The organism is Nocardioides pacificus, assembly GCF_054775955.1.
In genome coordinates this window covers 1,645,250-1,661,057 of sequence record NZ_BAAHCI010000005.1, presented here as the reverse complement: position 1 = coordinate 1,661,057, position 15,808 = coordinate 1,645,250, and the positions used below count along the sequence as shown (strand labels likewise).

The window sequence follows — 15,808 nt, the reverse complement described above, 5'->3', positions numbered from 1 at the left end:
CAGCGACCGTTCAGAAGGAAGACGCGGGCCTCACAAGCCTTGGTGAGCGTGAGCCCTGGCGAGTCTTCCTTCTGAACGGTCGCTTCCGGGCCCGAAGTCGGGAGGACCCGTCGCACGCCGTACTGACCACACGAAACGGTCACTTCCCACGTGATCCTTCGCGTGGGAAGTGACCGTTTCCCACGTTAACTCGTGAAACGTGTGGCGCCTGGGACTCGTGGGACGCCCCGCACTGTCGGTGGCGTCGTCCATGCTGGCGTCATGGACGTGACTGGTTTGGTGCTGGCGCTGGTGCTGCTCGTGGTGGGGATGATCGCCGGGGCGGCGCTGGGGGTGCTGTGGGCGCGGGGGCGGGCGCCGGCGACCGCGGCGCTGCCGGCGGCACTGGCGGCGCTGGAGCAGCGGGCGGCCGGGGACGCGGTGGTGCGCGAGGGGCTGGAGCGGATCGGCGACCAGATGCGCGATCTGGAGCACAACCGCGCCGTGTGGCAGGGCGAGCTGCACCAGCAGGTCCTCGACATGCGGCACACCACCGACGGGCTGCGCCGCGAGACGCACGCGCTGTCGACCGCCCTGCGCAAGCCGCAGGTGCGCGGGCAGTGGGGCGAGCTGCACCTGCGTCGCGCCGTGGAGCTCGCCGGCCTCGTCGACCGCTGCGACTTCTCCGAGCAGGTCGTGCTCGACGGCGGCCCACTGCGGCCGGACCTCGTGGTCCGACTGGCCGGTGACAAGTGCGTCGTGGTCGACGCCAAGGTGCCGCTCGACGCGTTCCTCGACGCCGCGGAGTGCGAGGACGACGACGAGCGCGACGCCCACCTGCGCCGCCACGCGCGTCAGCTGCGCACCCACGTCGACCAGCTCTCCGCGAAGCGCTACTGGCGGGCGCTCGACGAGAGCCCGGAGTTCGTGGTGCTGTTCGTGCCCGCGGAGTCGTTCCTCTCCGCGGCCCTCGAGACCGACCGCGACTTGCTCGAGCACGCGGCCGCGCGCCAGGTCGTGCTGGCCACGCCGACGACGCTGATCGCGCTGCTGCGCACGGTCGCGCACGGCTGGCGCCACGAGACGCTCGCCGAGCAGGCGCGCGAGATCCACCGGCTGGGCCGGGAGCTGCACGAGCGGATCGGGACGGTGGGGGGCCACCTCGACCAGGTCGGTCGCTCGCTGGGGGCGGCGGTGAAGAGCTACAACCACGCGGTGGGCTCGCTGGAGAGCCGTGTGCTGGTGACGGCGCGACGCTTCCAGGACCTCGCGGTCACCGACGCCGACCTGCCCAGCCCGCGTCAGGTCGAGGCCACCACCCGCTCGCTCGGCGCCGTGGAGCTCCAGCAGGACGATGACGCGACCCACGGACCCGACGCAGAGCTCGACCTCGGCTCGGCGCGCCGCGCACGCGGGGCCTGACCCGGGTCCTACCGTGACCTCGTGAGCCAGACACGCTCCCTGTGGGTGGAGGGTCAGGAGCCGGGCCGGCAGGTCATCGTCCTCGGCGTGGCCGTCGCGCTCACGACCGTGGTGCTCGACCTGTTCCTCAGCGGGCGGCTCAGCCTCTTCTTCGACCTGTGCTTCATCGTGCTCTGCCTCGGGCTCGCACTTCTGGTGCGACCCGGCGACTTCTTCACGGTCGGCATCCTGCCGCCGCTGATCATGCTGGCGGTCTTCCTGCTGCTCGCCGCCGTCGCCCCCGGCACCGTCGCCGACGAGCGCGACGGCGTGGTGCAGGCCGTGATCTCGGGGCTGTTCACCCACGCGACGTCACTGGCTGTGGGCTACGTGCTGGCGTTGGCCGCGCTCGCCGTACGCACCCGGCAGCTGCCTGCCTGAGACCTACCCCTCGAACGGCTCCGGGTCGCCCGCGCCGTGGCGCACCACCTCGGGCACGCCCTCCGACCAGTCCACGACCGTGGTGGGCACGGCCGGCGTCTCGCCCGACTCGATGACGATGTCGACGTCGACGTCGAGGTCCTCCTTGACCTCCCAGCCCATCGTCCGGGGGCCCTCCTCGCCGGGGAGGATCAGCGTGCTGGTCAGCATCGGCTCGCCCAGCTCCTCGAGCAGGGCCGAGACGAGCGGGTGCTGCGGGATGCGGACCCCGACGGTGCGCTTCTTGGGGTGCATCAGCCGCTTGGGCACCTCGCTCGTCGCCGGGAGGATGAACGTGTAGGGGCCCGGGGTCGCCGCCTTGATCGCGCGGAAGGCGGCGTTGTTGATCTGCACGAACTGCCCGAGCTGGGCGAAGTCCTTGCACATCAGCGTGAAGTCGTGGCGGTCGTCGAGCTGGCGGATCTTCAGGATCCGGTCGCGCCCGTCGCGGTTGCCCAGCTGACAGCCGAGCGCGTAGCCGGAGTCGGTCGGGTAGGCGATCAGCGCGTTGTCGCGCAGCGCCTCGACCACCTTGGTGACCAGCCGGGGCTGGGGGTTCTCGGGGTGCAGATCGACGTAGCGCGCCATGGTCGTCAGCCTCGCGCCGCGGCCTCGGCCGCACGCAGGTCGCGGCGCAGCTCGACGGGCAGCGCGAAGATCAGCGACTCCTCCGCGCTGTGCACGGCCTTGGCGTCGGGGTAGCCCCGCTCGGCCAGGTAGGCCAGCACGCCGTCGACGAGGTCCTCGGGCACCGACGCCCCGGAGGTCACCGAGACGGTGCGTACGCCGTCGAGCCAGGCCTCGTCGATCTCGCTGGCGTCGTCGACGCGGTACGACGACTTGGCGCCGGCCTCCAGCGCGACCTCGACGAGGCGCACGGAGTTGGAGGAGTTGCCCGAGCCGACCACGATCACCAGGTCGGCGTCGAGCGAGATCTCCTTGACGGCCAGCTGGCGGTTCTGGGTGGCGTAGCAGATGTCGTCGCTGGGCGGGTCGAGCAGGTGCGGGAAGCGCTCGCGGATCGCGGCGACCGTCTCCAGGGTCTCGTCGACCGAGAGCGTGGTCTGCGAGAGCCACGCCACGCGCTCGGGGTCGCGGACCACGATGTTGGGGACGTCGGCCGGGCTCTGCACGAGCTGGATGTGCTCAGGCGCCTCACCCGCGGTGCCCTCGACCTCCTCGTGACCCTCGTGGCCGATCAGCAGGATGTCGTAGTCGTCGGCCGCGAAGCGCTTGGCCTCGTGGTGGACCTTGGTCACCAGCGGGCAGGTCGCGTCGATGGTCTTGAGCTCGCGCTCGGCGGCCTGGCGGTGCACCTCGGGAGAGACGCCGTGCGCGGAGAACACGACCGTCTTGCCGGCGGGCACCTCGTCGAGCTCCTCGACGAAGATGGCCCCGCGCGACTCCAGGTTGGCCACCACGTGCTTGTTGTGCACGATCTGCTTGCGGACGTAGACGGGGGCACCGTAGAGGTCCAGGGCCTTCTCGACGGTGATCACCGCCCGGTCCACGCCGGCGCAGTAGCCGCGTGGCGCCGCCAGCAGCACGGCCTTCTCCGCCTCCTCGGGGGAGAGGACGGACGGGATCCCCACGTCGATGCTCATGCGCGCCAGTCTACGGGGGCGGGGAGAGGGCGACACCAACGTCGGTCCCGTGACCTAGGCTCGCGCCCGTGGCCATGGAGACCTCCCCCCAGTCGCCGGCACCCGTCCGGCAGATCGCCAACGCGATCGCAGGCTGGGTCGACCGGCTCGGCGCCGTGTGGGTCGAGGGCCAGGTCGCCCAGATCAGCCGCCGACCGGGACTCAACACGGTCTTCATGACGCTGCGCGACGGGGTCGCCGACATCTCGGTGCCGCTGACCTGCTCGCGCACCCTCTTCGACGGCCTCAACCCGCCGCTGGTGGAGGGCGCGAGCGTGGTGGTGCACGCCAAGCCGTCCTACTACGCCAACCGCGGCACGCTCTCCCTCTATGCCCGCGACATCAAGATGGTGGGCCTCGGGGAGCTGCTGGCCCGTCTCGAGCGCCGTCGGCAGCTGCTGGCCGCCGAGGGCCTCTTCGCCCGCGAGCTCAAGCGGCCCCTGCCCTTCCTCCCGGGCCTGGTCGGCCTGGTCACCGCCCCCAACTCGGCCGCCGAGCGCGACGTGCTCGAGAGCGCCCGCCGCCGCTGGCCCGCGGTCCGCTTCGAGATCGCGTACGCCGCGATGCAGGGCCAGCGCTCCGCGACGGAGGTGATCGAGGCCGTCGAGCGTCTCGACCGGCACGCCGACGTCGAGGTGATCGTGATCGCCCGGGGCGGCGGCTCGGTCGAGGACCTGCTCCCCTTCTCGGACGAGGCACTCATCCGCGCGGTCCACCGAGTGCGCACCCCGGTGGTCTCGGCGATCGGCCACGAGCCCGACTCGCCGCTGCTCGACCTGGTCGCCGACTGGCGCGCCTCGACACCGACCGACGCCGGCAAGCGGGTCGTGCCCGACATGGCCGAGGAGCAGCGCGGCATCGCCGCCTCGCGGGACCGGCTCCGCAGCCTGCTCGGCCACTGGATCGCTCGCGAGCAGGCCGGCCTCGACGCGCTGCGCTCCCGCCCGGCGATGGCCGACCCGCGGAGCCTGCTCGACGCCCGCGCCGAGGAGATCGACCGGCTGCGCGAGCGCGCCCGCCGCACTCTCGGTCACTCGCTGGACCGGGCCGCCGACGACGTCGGCCACCAGCTGGCCCGCACCCGCGCGCTCTCCCCTCTGGCGACGCTGCGCCGCGGCTATGCCGTGCTCCAGGACGCGGACGGGCACGTGGTGACCTCCATCGACGCGGTCGCGCCCGGGGGCGAGGTCAGCGTCCGGGTCGCGGACGGCCGGGTGCACGCCCAGACCACGCGGGTCGAGGCACTCACGCACCCGGACCCGACCCCCAACGCTCCGACCCCCAACGCTCCGGCCCACAACGACCCGGCCCCCGACGACCCCGCCCACGACGAGGAGAGCGATGCCTGAGCAGTCAGCAGACCAGAAGGACGAGGCGGTCAGCTATGAGGACGCCCGCGAGGAGCTGATCGACGTGGTCCGCCGTCTCGAGGCCGGCGGCACCACCCTGGAGGAGTCACTGGCGCTGTGGGAGCGCGGGGAGAAGCTCGCCACGACCTGCCAGCGCTGGCTCGACGGCGCCCGCAGCCGGCTCGACGCGGCGGTCGCCGACGACGAGGAGGACGACAGCTGAGCGAGCCCGCGCCCGCCCTGGTGGCGCGGCTGCGCGCCGCGGGGTGCGTCTTCGCCGAGGCCGAGGCGACGCTGCTGCAGGGCTCCGCGGCCGATGAGGCGGAGCTCGAGTCGCTCCTCGCGCGCCGCGTCGCGGGGGCGCCGCTCGAGCACCTGCTCGGCTGGGTCGACTTCGCCGGGCTGCGGCTCGCGGTCGCCCCCGGCGTGTTCGTCCCCCGCCGGCGCACCGAGCTGATGGTCGCCGAGGCCGATCGGCTGCTCCGGACTACGGACGACGCCGATCCAGGCGGAGGGCCGGTCGTCGTCGAGCTGTGCTGCGGTGCGGCCGCGGCCGGTACGGCGCTCGCCGGCGCCCTGCACGAGCGAGGGCTGCATCCCGAGGTGCACGCGTGCGACGTCGACCCCGCGGCGGTGGCGTGCGCTCGCAAAAACCTGGCCCGGGTCGGCGGCACTGCCCACGAGGGCGATCTCGACGCTCCGCTCCCCCACCGGCTGCGGGGCCGGGTGCACGTGCTGCTGGCCAACGCGCCCTACGTCCCCACCGATGAGATCTCGCTGATGCCGGTCGAGGCTCGCCTGCACGAGCATCGCGTCGCGCTCGACGGAGGCCACGACGGTCTCGACGTGCAGCGTCGCGTGATCGGCGCGGCGCCGGACTGGCTGGCTCCGGGCGGGCACCTGCTCGTCGAGACCGCGATCCACCAGGCACCGACGACTGCCGCCCTGATGCGGGCGCAGGGCCTCGCCGCGCGCGTCGTACGCGACGACGAGCTGGACGCCACCGTCGTGGTCGGGACGCTCAGTCGGTCTCGGCGGGCGAAGGCTCCGTCGTGAGCGACTCAGTCGTCAGCGTCTGGGCGAAGTCGGCCAGCGCCTCGCGGTCCAGCCGGCCGTAGACGAGCACCAGGTTCTCACCGACCTCCGCGGCCAGGATGACGTCCTCGTCGGGGGCGTCGAAGCTGCGCCACTCCTCGGCGAGGGCCCCGGGGGTCTGCACGGGCTCGCCCTCCTGGACCTCCTCGGCGTCGTCCTCGCCGACGGCGAGCTCGATCATCTCGTCGAGGGCGCGGTCCTCCTGGCGCACGCCGACGAAGCGCTCGGTCTCGCTCAGCATCCCCAGGCGCCAGCTCGGGCGCTCGGCGCCACTGGTGCCGGCGCTGGTGGCGATCCAGCCCTTCGGCAGGCTCGGCGGGTAGACGACCTCGACCCCGTTGTTCTGGGCGGCGGCCACGAACTCGAGGTAGTCGAGCGCCTCGGGCTCCACCTCGAGCTCGGCCCGGAAGAGCGCGCGGTAGCCCACGAACGCGGCCACCGCGAGCAGCAGCACGATCATCGCGCCGACGAGTCCGGGGGCACTGCGTTGGTAGCGGCCAGGCTGTTCACTCACGCGCACATCCTCACAGTCGCCCGGAGCGCACGCCGGGCCGGGCCCCCGCGCGGTCGCTCCACAACGGAGATCGTCAGGCGCAGATGCGGCGACTCCGTGCCCCATTCACCGCAGATGCGGCACACTCTCACTGTGACCACCTATCGAATCGCGGAGGCAGCCGAGGTGCTCGGCGTCAGCGACGACACGGTACGGCGCTGGGTCGAGGGCGGTCGGCTGCCGGCCGAGGTCGACGCGGGGCGCAGCGTCATCCGCGGCACCGACCTCGCCGTGCTCGCCGAGTCGCTCGCCGACCACCCCGACCGGGAGCAGACCCGCGCCTCGGCGGTGAGCGCCCGCAACCGGCTGCCCGGCATCGTCACCCGGGTCAAGAAGGACCTCGTGATGGCGCAGGTCGAGCTGATCTGCGGCCCCTACCGCCTGGTCTCGCTGATGAGCAGCGAGGCCGCCGAGGAGCTCGGCCTCGAGCCCGGCGCGCGAGCGATCGCCTCGGTCAAGTCCACCAACGTCATCGTGGAGCGACCGTGAGACGGCCCCGCCGACGGCCGGCGGCGGCCCTGGCAGCGACGCTTGCCGCGCTCCCCCTCGCAGCGTGCTCCGGAGGGGCCGACGAGCCGGGAGAGCGACTGACGGTGCTGGCCGCAGCGTCGCTGACCGAGACCTTCACCGTGCTCGCAGCCGACTTCGAGGACGCCCACCCCGGGGTCCAGGTCGACCTGGCCCTCGACTCCTCGGCGACGCTGGCCGCCCAGGCCGCCGAGGGCGCCCCGGCCGACGTGCTGGCCACCGCCGATCTCGCCACGATGGCCGACGCCGAGGACGCAGGGGCGCTGGCCGACGCCGCGACGCCGTTCGCCAGCAACACGCTCGTGCTCGCCACACCCGCGGACAACCCGGCCGGCATCGCCGACTTCGCGGACCTGGACGGCGAGGTGACCTACGTCGTGTGCGCGGAGACCGCGCCCTGCGGAGCCGCCGCTGCCGCGGTCCTCGAGGAGGGCGGCATCACCCACGAGCCGGCCAGCCTCGAGGTCGACGTCAAGGCGGTGCTGGCCCGGCTGCTCTCCGGAGAGGCGGACGCCGGCCTCGTCTTCGCCACCGACGCCGTCGCCGCCGGCGACCGGGTGCGCGTGATCGACGTGCCGGACGCGGACGCCCACGCCACGACGTACCCCATCGGCGTCCTCGACCAGGCGGCCGAGCCGGACCTGGCCCGGGAGTTCGTGGACCTGGTGCTCTCCGCCGAGGGACGCGCCGTGCTCGAGGCGGCCGGCTTCGCCGAGCCCGGGGCCTGACGTGGCTCGCTCCTCCGGCCCACTGCTGGGACGCCCGCCCGCGGTGCTCGTCGTACCCGCCGCGCTGGCCGCCCTCTTCCTCGTGATCCCGCTCGTCACGCTCGTGCTCGACACCCCGTGGGGGTCGTTCGTCGACCAGCTGCGCACCCCGGCCGTGCTCGACGCGCTCTGGCTGACCGGGCTCACCTCGGGCGCGACGGTCGTGGCCTGCCTCGTGCTCGGCACGCCTCTCGCCTGGCTGCTGGCCCGCGTCGACTTCCCGGGCCGCTCCCTGCTGCGCGCGGCGGTGACGGTGCCGCTGGTGCTGCCCCCGGTGGTCGCGGGCGTCGCGTTGATCACGGCACTGGGACGCAACGGCCCGCTGGGGTCGCTGCTGCGCGAGCTGACCGGGCAGAGCGTCCCCTACACGACGGCGGCGGTGATCCTCGCGCACACCTTCGTGGCCCTGCCCTTCTACGTGCTCGCGGTCGAGGGCGCGCTGCGCGCCTCCGGCGGGGGGTACGACGCGGTGGCCGCGACGCTGGGCGCCACCCGGTGGACGACGTTCCGCCGGATCACGCTGCCGCTCGCGCTGCCCGGGATCATCGCCGGCACCGTCCTGGCCTGGGCCCGGTCGCTGGGCGAGTTCGGCGCGACGATCACGTTCGCTGGCAACTACCCCCGCACCACGCAGACGATGCCGTCGCTGATCTACACCGAGCTCCAGCGCGACCCCGAGGTGGCCAGGACACTCAGCATGATCCTGCTGCTGGTCTCGGTCGCGATCCTCGCCGCGCTGCGCAACCAGTGGCTGGTGCGCCCGTGAGCGCGCCCAGGAGCGCGCCCGGGTCGGGACCGCTGGGACGGGACGCGGACCTGCACGCCCGGATCGCGGTCCCCGGCCGCCTCGACGCCGCGATCGACGCCGCCCCCGGCGACGTGATCGCGGTGATCGGCCCCAACGGCGCCGGCAAGAGCACGCTCCTCCAGGCGCTCGCCGGTCTGCTCCCCCACGACGGCGACCTCACCGTGGGCGGCGAGTCCTGGTCGACCCCAGCGCTGCCGGCCCGGCTGCGCGGAGTCGGGCTGGTCTTCCAGGACCAGTCCCTCTTCCCTCACCTCAGTGCGCTCGAGAACGTCGCGTTCGGGCTGCGCAGCCGCGGCACACCGCGGGGCGCCGCCCGCCAGGACGCCCAGGCCTGGCTCGACCGGCTCGGCGTCGGCGAGCTCTCCCGGCGGCGCCCCGGCGAGCTCTCCGGAGGCCAGGCCCAACGGGTGGCGATCGCCCGGGCGCTGGCCACCCGTCCGGCGCTGCTGCTGCTCGACGAGCCGTTCGCCGGCCTCGATGTCGGGGTGGCGACCGCGCTGCGCATCGAGCTGGCCCGCCACCTCGCGGCGTACGACGGGATCGCGCTGCTGGTCACCCACGACGCCCTCGACGCGCTGACGCTGGCCGATCGGGTGCTGGTCCTCGACGAGGGACGCGTGGCACAGGTCGGCTCCCCGGAGGAGGTCGCGGCGCGACCGCGCACCGAGCACGTCGCCCGCCTGGTGGGGCTCAACGTGCTGCGTGACGGCGACGCGTTCCTCGCCTTCGGCCCGCACGACGTGACGGTCTCCCTGGCTGAGCCGGAGGGCTCGGCCAGGCACCGCTGGCACGGGACCGTCAGCAGCGTCGTCCCGCACGGGGCCGCCGTCCGGGTCCTCGTGGCCGCCGAGCGGGACCTGCTCGCCGACGTCACCCCGGGCGCCGCGACCGAGCTCGGCCTGGTCCCCGGGCGGGAGGTGTGGCTGAGCGTCAAGGCCACGTCGGTACGGCGCTACGCCGCCGACCTGCCCACCGCAGCCGAGACGCTCGGCGTGTCCCGGCCGAGCCGGTAGGGTGCCGCCCATGTCTGAGAGCGTGCCTCCCGAGCTGTCCGTGACCGACCAGATGCCCGACCGCAACCTCGCGCTCGAGCTCGTGCGCGTGACGGAGGCAGCCGCGATGGCGGCCGGCCGCTGGGTGGGGCGCGGCGACAAGAACGGCGCCGACAACGTCGCGGTCAACGCCATGCGCGTGATGATCTCGACGATCGGCATGAAGGGCACCGTGGTCATCGGCGAGGGCGAGAAGGACAACGCGCCGATGCTCTACAACGGCGAGGAGGTCGGTGACGGCACCGGCCCCGAGTGCGACGTCGCCGTCGACCCGATCGACGGGACCACGCTGACCGCCAAGGGCATGAGCAACGCCGTGGCGGTCCTGGCCGTCGCGCCGCGCGGCACGATGTACGACCCCTCGGCGGTCTTCTACATGGAGAAGCTGGTCGCCGGAGCCGAGGCGGCCGACGTCGTCGACATCCGGCTGCCGGTCGCGGAGAACATCCGCCTGGTCGCCAAGGCCAAGGGCTCCAGCCCCGAGGACGTCACGGTCGTGCTGCTCGACCGTCCGCGCCACGAGAAGCTGGCCCAGGAGATCCGCGAGGCGGGCGCCCGGATCAAGTTCATCTCCGACGGCGACGTCGCCGGGGCGATCATGGCGGCCCGGCCCGGCACCGGCATCGACCTGCTGCTCGGCATCGGCGGCACTCCCGAGGGCATCATCGCCGCGTGTGCGATGAAGTGCACGGGCGGCGTCATCCAGGCGCGGCTGTGGCCCCAGGACGACGCGGAGCGCCAGCGCGCCCTCGACGCCGGGCACAACCTCGACCCCGACTTCGTGCTCTCGACCGACGACCTGGTCACCGGCGACGACTGCTTCTTCGTCGCCACCGGCATCACCGACGGCGAGCTGATGCAGGGCGTGCGCTACCGCGGCGGTGGGGCCACCACCGACTCACTGGTGATGCGCTCGCGCAGCGGCACGATCCGCCGGATCACCTCCGAGCACAGCCTCGAGAAGCTACGCGCCTACTCGGCCATCGACTTCGACCACTGATCCCGAGACCGTCGGGGTCACCCGGGCGGCATGCGCCGCGTGCCGCCCCAGCGCCTCCACGACGGCGTCGCGCACCCGCGGGTCGACGGCCATCCCGATGTGGGAGGCCGTGACCTCCACGGCGTGGGCCAGCGGGTCGACGCAGGCGCGCCAGTCGACGATGCCGTCGCGCTTGGAATAGATCGCGGTCAGGCCGACGTGCGGCGCGAGGAGTCCCTGCGCCTCCTCGAAGCTCTGCCGGGCGCAGGCTCCGGCGACGCACTCGGCGGCCATCACCCCCCGGACCCCCGCGCGACTCAGCCGGACCAGCAGGTCGACGCTCGCGCTGAGGCTGATGTGGTGCGCGCCCGGTGCCAGCGTGGGGCTCCCCATCGTCACGACGCCGGAGACCAGGTCGGGACGCCGGTGGGCGAGGCCGCGAGCCAGCATCCCGCCCAGGCTGTGCCCGACGATCTGGACCTTGCTCTCCCGGCGCTGGGCGACCTGGTCGAGACGGCGCTCGAGCTGGGCGGCGGCGTCGAGGGTGCAGCCGATGTTGGCCCGGATGTGGGAGCGATAGGTGCGGTAGCCCTGGTGGCGCAGCGCCCGCGCCATCATCGAGAGCGAGGCGTCGCCGGCCAGGAAGCCGGGCACCAGCACCACCGGCTCGCCGCCGCGCAGCGGGACCCGGTCGACGTACGACGTGGCGCGGCGGGCGCGGCCGTCGCCCACGTGCCGGACGAAGTAGCGGGCCGCCTCCGGCAGCAGGCTCCCCTCGCGCAGCACGGCCGCCACGTGGGGCGGCGCGAAGCCGTGCGGGGTGAGGAACGGCGCCAAGGGTGAGCCCATAGCGACCGACGGTAAGCCCGCACCGGGCCGGATGTCTGTAGGTGGACGCCGGTATTTTTCACGGACCGGGGTTCGGTTTCGCCGCTTTTGCCTGTTGACTACAGGGATGAGCGCCTCCCCGACCCCCGGTCTCCCCTCTGATCAGCCGGTCTCCAACGAGCTCTTCGCGCCGGTGAGCCCGGACGTGGAGCTGTGCTACCAGACGTTCGGGGACCCGGCGGACGAGCCGCTGCTGCTGGTGATGGGGCTGGGCGGGCCGATGACGTGGTGGCCCCGCGAGCTGTGCGTGCGACTGGCGGATGCCGGTTTCTTCGTGATCCGCTACGACAACCGCGACGCCGGCCGGTCCACGAAGCTGCCCCAGCGGGTCACTCGCGCGCAGATCCTCCAGGCGTTCCTCGGCCGGCCCGTGCGCCCGCCGTACTCGCTCAGCGACCTGGCGCGCGACGGCATCGGCCTGCTCGATCACCTCGGCATCACCTCGGCCCACGTGGCCGGGGTGTCGATGGGCGGGATGATCGTGCAGACGATGGCGATCGAGCACCCGGGCCGGCTGCGCTCGCTGACCTCGATCATGTCGACGACCGGCAAGCGCACCGTCGGGTGGCAGCACCCGCGCCTGCTGCCGATCATGATCGCGCCCCGCAAGCCGGGCCGGGAGGCCTACGCCGAGGGCACGATCGCGATGTCGAAGCTGATCGGCTCGCCCGGCTATCCCGAGGACGACGCCGAGCTGCGCCGCCGCGGCGAGGAGACCTACGACCGTGGGGTCAGCCAGGCCGGTGTGCTGCGTCAGATGCTCGCGATCCTGACCCAGCCCAGCCGCTCCCAGCCCCTGCGCAGTCTGCGGATCCCCGCCGCGGTCATCCACGGCCTCGCCGACAAGATGGTGCACGTCTCGGGCGGCCGCGCGACGGCGGCGGCCATCCCCGGCGCCGAGCTCGTCACGATCGAGGGGATGGGCCACGACCTGCCCCAGGGGCTCTTCGACACCTTCGTCGACGTCATCCGACGCACGGCCGACCGGGCCTGATCCGGCTCCCCCGGCCGGATCGCTCCTTTCCCTCCCGTCTCACAAGTCCCTTGCATTTCGGGGATTAGCGCTCAACAGGGTGGACATACTGCCCAGAGCGGACTAGACGTGTGACGTGGGCCACCCGCGCCTGCGACGGGAAGGGAAGGAGCTCCATGACGAAGCCCCAACCCTCCGGGCGGTCGGAGGGCCGCAACCGGAGGAAGACCCCACGGAGCCGGTCCGGGCTGGCGCTCGCCGGTGTGGTGGTGCTGACCAGCAGCCTGCTCACCGCCTGCGGCATCGCCTCCGGCGACGACGGCAAGCCGACGCTGAACTGGTACGTCAACCCCGACGGGGTGGACACACTGACCACGCTCGCCGAGGAGTGCAGCACCGACGACTACGACATCGAGGTGCAGCTGCTGCCCTCGAGCGCCACCGACCAGCGCACCCAGCTGGCGCGCCGGCTCGCCGCCGACGACGACGCCACCGACCTGATGAGCCTCGACCCGGTCTTCGTGCCGGAGTTCGCCAACGCCGGCTGGCTGCTGGAGTTCGAGGGCGAGCAGGGCGAGAAGCTCATCGAGGACGACGTCCTCAAGGGCGCCGCCGAGACCGTGCAGTGGGAGGACAAGGTCTACGCGGCTCCGCAGTGGGCCAACACCCAGGTGCTCTGGTATCGCAAGTCACTCGCTGAGGCCGCCGGTCTGGACATGAGCCAGCCGGTCACCTGGGACCAGATCATCGAGGCCGCGGACCAGAACGGCGGCACCGTCGGCGTCCAGGCCAACAAGTACGAGGGCTACGTCGTGTGGATCAGCGCGATGATCCAGGGCGCGGGTGGCGCGATCGTCACCGACACCGAGGCCGGCAAGGACGCGACGATCGAGATCGACTCCGAGGCGGGCAAGCTCGCCGCCGGGATCATCGAGAAGCTCGCCGACTCCGAAGCACGGCAGGACGACTTCACCGTCTCCAACGAGGGCACCGCCCTCGGACTGATGTTCCCCGAGGAGGGCCCCGGCGAGTTCATGGTCAACTGGACGTTCGTCTTCAAGAACTACGAGCCCAGTGACACCAACGGCATCACCGAGGAGCAGTTCAAGGACCTCGGCTGGGCCCGCTACCCCGCCACCGTGGAGGGTGAGGAGTCCAAGCCCCCGATCGGGGGCATCGACATCGGCGTGGGCGCCTTCACCAAGCACCCGGACTTCGCCCGCGAGGCGGCGGTCTGCGTCACGAGCACCGAGGCCCAGGTGCAGCTCGCCGTCAACAACGGCCTGATGCCCGCCCGCGCCTCGGCGTACGCCGCACCCGAGCTCGCGGAGGCCTACCCGCCCGACCTCCTGAAGCTGTTCCAGGAGAGCGTGGACACCGGTGGCCCCCGGCCCAAGAGCGCCTTCTACGCGATGATCTCCAGCGCCATCCAGAGCCGCTGGCACTCCCCCGCCGACGTCGACCCCGAGTCGACCCCTGAGGAGTCGGCGAAGTTCCTCGAGGACGTCCTGCAAGGAAAGGCGCTCCTGTGACCGAGACGACGATCGCCAACCCGGCGGCCACCAAGAAGACCCCCAAGAGCCGTCCTGACACCAGCGACCGCTCCAAGGCCGAGAACAGCCTCGGTCAGAAGCTCGTCGCGCCGGCGATCGCCGTGATGCTCCTGGTCACGGCCTTCCCGATGCTGCGAGCGCTCTACCTGTCGCTGTTCAACTACTCGCTGACTGCGCCCGACGACCGCGAGTTCGTCGGGCTGTCCAACTACGTCACCGCGCTGACCGACCCGCTCTTCTGGCAGACGACCGGCGTCACCGTGCTCTACATGCTGGTGACAGTGGCCGTCGAGCTCGTGATCGGGTTCGTCTTCGCACTGGTCATGCACCGGGTGATCTTCGCCCGGGGCGTCATCCGCACCTCGATCCTGATCCCCTACGGCATCATCACGGTGGTCTCCGGCTTCGCCTGGCAGTTCGCGTTCAGCAACAACAACGGGTTCGTGAACGCCTGGCTGCCCTTCATCGAGGACAACTTCAACTGGTTCGGCGAGACCACGCCCGCGGTGATCGCGATCATGGTCTCGGAGATCTGGAAGACCACGCCGTTCATGTCGCTGCTGCTGCTGGCCGGGCTGGCGCAGGTGTCGGAGGACATGGTGGAGGCGGCGCAGGTCGACGGCGCCACCTGGTGGCAGCGGATGTGGAAGGTGGTCCTGCCCAACATGCGGGCCGCGATCATGGTGGCGGTCCTCTTCCGAGCCCTCGACGCCTACCGCATCTTCGACAACATCTTCGTGATGACCGCAGGCGCGGTGAACACCGAGTCCATCTCGTTCCTCACCTATCGCCAGACGATCGAGCAGTTCCAGCTCGGCATCGGCTCGGCGCTCTCGGTGCTGCTGTTCCTCTCCGTGATCCTCATCGCGTGGGTGATCGTCAAGCTGTTCAAGGTCGATCTGGCACAGGCCAGGCAGGAGTCGTGACATGAAGAAGGTCGGAATCACTCTCGGCTGCCTGCTGATCCTCGCCTGGTGCCTGCTGCCGGTCGCCTGGATCATCTCGCTGTCGTTCAAGTCCCAGGACTCCATCACCAACGGCAACCCCGGCTTCTTCCCCCAGGAGGGAACCAGCGCCGGTTGGCAGAACTACATCGACGTGTGGGACAATGAGCAGTTCCGCCGGGCGATCTTCAACTCCATCGGGATCTCGCTGATCGCGACGCTGCTGTCGGTGATCATCGCGACGCTGGCGGCGTACGCCATCGCCCGCCTGGAGTTCAAGGGCAAGAAGTTCGTGCTCACGATGGCCCTGGTCATCGCGATGTTCCCGGTGGTGTCGCTGGTCGGACCGCTGTTCGACATGTGGCGCACGCTCGGCCTCTACGACACCTGGCCCGGCCTGATCATCCCCTACATGTCCTTCACGCTGCCGCTGGCGATCTGGACCCTGTCCGCCTTCTTCCGGGAGATCCCCTGGGAGATGGAGCAGGCCGCCCAGGTCGACGGCGCCACGTCGTGGCAGGCCTTCCGGAAGGTGATCGTGCCGCTCGCAGCACCGGGCGTGTTCACCGCGGCGATCCTGACGTTCTTCTTCGCCTGGAACGACTTCGTCTTCGGGATCTCGCTGACCTCGACCGAGACCGCACGGCCGATCCCGGCGGCGCTCTCGTTCTTCGTCGGCAACGATCCGTTCAACCGGCCGGCGTCGTTGCTGGCCGCGGGAGCCGTCATCGCGACGATCCCGATCGTGCTCATCGTCCTGATTTTCCAGCGCAAGATCGTGGCCGGGCTGACGTCCGGCGCGGTGAAGGGGTGAAT

General features: G+C 71.9%; 18 protein-coding genes. 14 read left to right on the top strand and 4 right to left on the bottom strand.

Annotation, left to right across the window (positions count from 1 at the left end):
* Positions 1 to 261: 261 nt before the first annotated feature.
* Both ACYU7L_RS10625 and ACYU7L_RS10620 read left to right on the top strand, forming a co-directional pair.
* Positions 262 to 1,401, top strand: coding sequence for a DNA recombination protein RmuC (locus tag ACYU7L_RS10625; RefSeq protein WP_460796024.1), 1,140 nt, complete (start codon positions 262 to 264; stop codon positions 1,399 to 1,401).
* A gap of 21 nt (positions 1,402 to 1,422) precedes the next feature.
* The gene (locus ACYU7L_RS10620; protein WP_460796022.1) at positions 1,423 to 1,821 is read left to right on the top strand and encodes a DUF6542 domain-containing protein; all 399 of its coding nucleotides are present in this window, start codon (positions 1,423 to 1,425) and stop codon (positions 1,819 to 1,821) included.
* 3 nt (positions 1,822 to 1,824) lie between these two features.
* Here ACYU7L_RS10620 and ACYU7L_RS10615 read toward each other — a convergent pair whose 3' ends face one another.
* Both ACYU7L_RS10615 and ACYU7L_RS10610 read right to left on the bottom strand, forming a co-directional pair.
* Positions 1,825 to 2,448 carry an L-threonylcarbamoyladenylate synthase gene (locus tag ACYU7L_RS10615; RefSeq protein ID WP_460796019.1) on the bottom strand — a complete coding sequence of 208 codons (624 nt, stop codon included), beginning with the start codon at positions 2,446 to 2,448 and terminating at the stop codon, positions 1,825 to 1,827.
* A gap of 5 nt (positions 2,449 to 2,453) precedes the next feature.
* Positions 2,454 to 3,464, bottom strand: a complete 1,011-nt coding sequence (locus ACYU7L_RS10610; protein WP_460796017.1) for a 4-hydroxy-3-methylbut-2-enyl diphosphate reductase — start codon at positions 3,462 to 3,464, stop codon at positions 2,454 to 2,456.
* Between the two features lie 68 nt (positions 3,465 to 3,532).
* Between ACYU7L_RS10610 and xseA the strand changes: the two genes are divergently transcribed.
* From xseA to ACYU7L_RS10595, 3 genes are read left to right on the top strand one after another with little or no spacing between them, the layout of a single operon-like run.
* On the top strand, positions 3,533 to 4,852 hold the full coding sequence (gene xseA / locus ACYU7L_RS10605; protein ID WP_460796015.1) for an exodeoxyribonuclease VII large subunit: 1,320 nt from the start codon (positions 3,533 to 3,535) through the stop codon (positions 4,850 to 4,852).
* Positions 4,845 to 5,075 carry an exodeoxyribonuclease VII small subunit gene (locus ACYU7L_RS10600; protein WP_460796012.1) on the top strand — a complete coding sequence of 77 codons (231 nt, stop codon included), beginning with the start codon at positions 4,845 to 4,847 and terminating at the stop codon, positions 5,073 to 5,075. The genes xseA and ACYU7L_RS10600 overlap by 8 nt, the downstream gene beginning before the upstream one ends.
* Positions 5,076 to 5,095: 20 nt before the next feature.
* The gene (locus ACYU7L_RS10595) at positions 5,096 to 5,908 is read left to right on the top strand and encodes a putative protein N(5)-glutamine methyltransferase (protein WP_460796008.1); all 813 of its coding nucleotides are present in this window, start codon (positions 5,096 to 5,098) and stop codon (positions 5,906 to 5,908) included.
* Here ACYU7L_RS10595 and ACYU7L_RS10590 read toward each other — a convergent pair.
* Positions 5,874 to 6,461 carry a DUF4245 family protein gene (locus ACYU7L_RS10590; protein WP_460796004.1) on the bottom strand — a complete coding sequence of 196 codons (588 nt, stop codon included), beginning with the start codon at positions 6,459 to 6,461 and terminating at the stop codon, positions 5,874 to 5,876. The genes ACYU7L_RS10595 and ACYU7L_RS10590 overlap by 35 nt on opposite strands.
* A gap of 132 nt (positions 6,462 to 6,593) precedes the next feature.
* Between ACYU7L_RS10590 and ACYU7L_RS10585 the strand changes: the two genes are divergently transcribed.
* The 5 genes from ACYU7L_RS10585 to glpX are packed head-to-tail and all read left to right on the top strand — an operon-like array spanning position 6,594 to position 10,655.
* Positions 6,594 to 6,989 carry a TOBE domain-containing protein gene (locus ACYU7L_RS10585; RefSeq protein ID WP_460796000.1) on the top strand — a complete coding sequence of 132 codons (396 nt, stop codon included), beginning with the start codon at positions 6,594 to 6,596 and terminating at the stop codon, positions 6,987 to 6,989.
* Entirely contained in the window at positions 6,986 to 7,756 is a 771-nt protein-coding gene (gene modA / locus ACYU7L_RS10580; RefSeq protein ID WP_460795996.1) for a molybdate ABC transporter substrate-binding protein, read from the top strand. Before ACYU7L_RS10585 ends, modA begins: the two co-directional genes overlap by 4 nt.
* 1 nt (position 7,757) lies before the next feature.
* On the top strand, positions 7,758 to 8,561 hold the full coding sequence (locus ACYU7L_RS10575; RefSeq protein WP_460795993.1) for an ABC transporter permease: 804 nt from the start codon (positions 7,758 to 7,760) through the stop codon (positions 8,559 to 8,561).
* Positions 8,558 to 9,616 (top strand): ABC transporter ATP-binding protein, encoded by a 1,059-nt coding sequence (locus ACYU7L_RS10570; protein WP_460795991.1) that lies wholly within the window; start codon positions 8,558 to 8,560, stop codon positions 9,614 to 9,616. Before ACYU7L_RS10575 ends, ACYU7L_RS10570 begins: the two co-directional genes overlap by 4 nt.
* Positions 9,617 to 9,626: 10 nt before the next feature.
* Entirely contained in the window at positions 9,627 to 10,655 is a 1,029-nt protein-coding gene (gene glpX / locus ACYU7L_RS10565) for a class II fructose-bisphosphatase (RefSeq protein ID WP_460795988.1), read from the top strand.
* On the opposite strand, the gene ACYU7L_RS10560 is transcribed toward glpX, so the two are convergent.
* Positions 10,620 to 11,483: an alpha/beta hydrolase gene (locus tag ACYU7L_RS10560; protein WP_460795983.1), complete on the bottom strand. Its 864-nt coding sequence runs from the start codon at positions 11,481 to 11,483 to the stop codon at positions 10,620 to 10,622. The two genes, glpX and ACYU7L_RS10560, sit on opposite strands and share 36 nt — an antisense overlap.
* 106 nt (positions 11,484 to 11,589) lie before the next feature.
* Here ACYU7L_RS10560 and ACYU7L_RS10555 point away from each other — a divergent pair, with 106 nt between their 5' ends.
* The 4 genes from ACYU7L_RS10555 (at position 11,590) to ACYU7L_RS10540 (ending at position 15,806) form a co-directional block, all read left to right on the top strand.
* Positions 11,590 to 12,516: an alpha/beta fold hydrolase gene (locus tag ACYU7L_RS10555; protein WP_460795978.1), complete on the top strand. Its 927-nt coding sequence runs from the start codon at positions 11,590 to 11,592 to the stop codon at positions 12,514 to 12,516.
* Between the two features lie 155 nt (positions 12,517 to 12,671).
* Positions 12,672 to 14,027: an extracellular solute-binding protein gene (locus ACYU7L_RS10550; RefSeq protein WP_460795973.1), complete on the top strand. Its 1,356-nt coding sequence runs from the start codon at positions 12,672 to 12,674 to the stop codon at positions 14,025 to 14,027.
* Positions 14,024 to 14,974, top strand: coding sequence for a carbohydrate ABC transporter permease (locus ACYU7L_RS10545; RefSeq protein ID WP_460795969.1), 951 nt, complete (start codon positions 14,024 to 14,026; stop codon positions 14,972 to 14,974). The genes ACYU7L_RS10550 and ACYU7L_RS10545 overlap by 4 nt, the downstream gene beginning before the upstream one ends.
* A 1-nt stretch (position 14,975) precedes the next feature.
* The gene (locus ACYU7L_RS10540) at positions 14,976 to 15,806 is read left to right on the top strand and encodes a carbohydrate ABC transporter permease (protein WP_460795964.1); all 831 of its coding nucleotides are present in this window, start codon (positions 14,976 to 14,978) and stop codon (positions 15,804 to 15,806) included.
* Positions 15,807 to 15,808: the final 2 nt, after the last annotated feature.